Annotated in this window: 2 protein-coding genes and 1 pseudogene; 2 read left to right on the top strand and 1 reads right to left on the bottom strand. The window is 68.8% G+C overall.

Annotated elements, in window-relative coordinates:
• The first annotated feature begins 91 nt into the window (after positions 1-91).
• A complete protein-coding gene (locus ACWJ6R_RS36440) occupies positions 92-247 on the top strand; it encodes a hypothetical protein (protein WP_449066565.1) in 156 nt (51 codons plus the stop codon).
• Positions 248-346: 99 nt separating this feature from the next.
• A pseudogene (locus tag ACWJ6R_RS36435) lies at positions 347-667 on the top strand (nucleotidyl transferase AbiEii/AbiGii toxin family protein); the annotation flags it as partial.
• 136 nt (positions 668-803) lie between these two features.
• Here ACWJ6R_RS36435 and ACWJ6R_RS36430 read toward each other — a convergent pair.
• The coding region (locus tag ACWJ6R_RS36430) for a type II toxin-antitoxin system PemK/MazF family toxin (protein WP_449066564.1) at positions 804-1,329 on the bottom strand (526 nt) is incomplete at its 5' end.

Raw genomic sequence — 1,329 nt, 5'->3', positions numbered from 1 at the left:
TGCCGCGTGAGCGGCACGGGAATCCCCGCCCCTTTCAGGGCGGGGAGCAGGTCAACGCCTGGATGAGATCACCGACGTACGACTGCTGTACATGCGGGTGATCAGGGAGAGCGCCACCCCGGCCGACCTGCGGCAGTTCCTCAACGCGGGAACGCTGCGCAGGCTCTGGCCCGAATTGGTGCTGCCGCCGCGCGTCCGCGCGCTGTGGATCGAGCGTTTCCCCGAACTTCAGCGTCAAGCCGCCTGATGGACGACCATCACCGCCTTCTCGCGCGCATCGCTCTGACCGCGGCGGCCGACCACGGGTTCGCCCTGGCCGGAGGTTACGCCGTGCAGGCGCACGGGGGTGCTTCAGCGCCCCAGCGAGGATGTCGACCTGTTCACGTCCAGCGTTCGGGACGACTTCGTCGTGGGAGTCTCGAAGATATGCCATGCCTACACCGGACACGGCTTCATCGTTCACGTCGACACGGACAGCCCGCAGTTCGTACGGCTCAGCGTCTCGGATCCGGGATCAGGACGGACCACCAAGGTGGAACTCGCCGCCGATCTCCGTTCGCATCCTCCGGTCGCCATGGAGATCGGACCTGTCGTACATCTCGATGACGTCGCCGGAGGCAAGGTGGAAGCCCTGTTCTCCCGGGCCGAGGTCCGCGATTTCATCGACGTGAACGCCCTGCTGTCCACCGGTCGTTTCTCTCAGGAGGAGCTCCTCGATCTCGCCGCCTCTCGTGATCTGGGATTCGACAGAGCGGTATTCGCCCAAATGCTCTCCGCCCTGGACCTCTACCCCGACAGGGAGTTCATCGCCTACGGCCTGGACGAGTCCTCCTCCTCGATCCCGGCGGCACGGTCCGGGCGTCCGCCCGGCCGCCGGACCGCAGGCCCCGCCTCCCGAGCTCCCGCCAGACGTCGGGCGTGCACAGCCCCTGCACGTCGTGGAAGTTCGCGTACGCCAGCGGGGTCACCCTCAGCTCCAGCCAGCTCTCCTTGTTCAGCACCCGGTGCCACTTGGCCAGAGGAAGGTGGAGGTGGCTCGGCATCCCGGTCTTGTCCTGGCTGGTGATCTTCAGGACGTCGGCGTGCCCGGCGGAGGCCCGCAGCACCAGGACGGGCCGGTCCTTCGACTCATTCCCGTCCTCCCGGAAGGGCACGTTCGCGTACCAGACCTCCCCCTGCCGGGGCGGCCAGAGGCCGCCGGAGCGGTCGGCGGCCCGGCTCAGCGTCCCGGTGCGCAACTGCCGGACCAGCCGCCGGGCGGCCGATCCCAGCAGACCGACGGCGGCCACCTGGAGGACCGCCAGCAGGAAGGCCGCCCACAGCGCCGCG

The organism is Planomonospora algeriensis, assembly GCF_977012225.1.
Note: the sequence above shows the minus strand (reverse complement) of the source record. Positions and strands in the feature narration are given on the sequence as shown.

What these genes read in the sequence shown, in the direction of transcription:
- ACWJ6R_RS36440 (WP_449066565.1), top strand. Translation starts at nt 92, where the DNA reads ATGCGGGTGATCAGGGAGAGCGCCACCCCGGCCGACCTGCGGCAGTTC.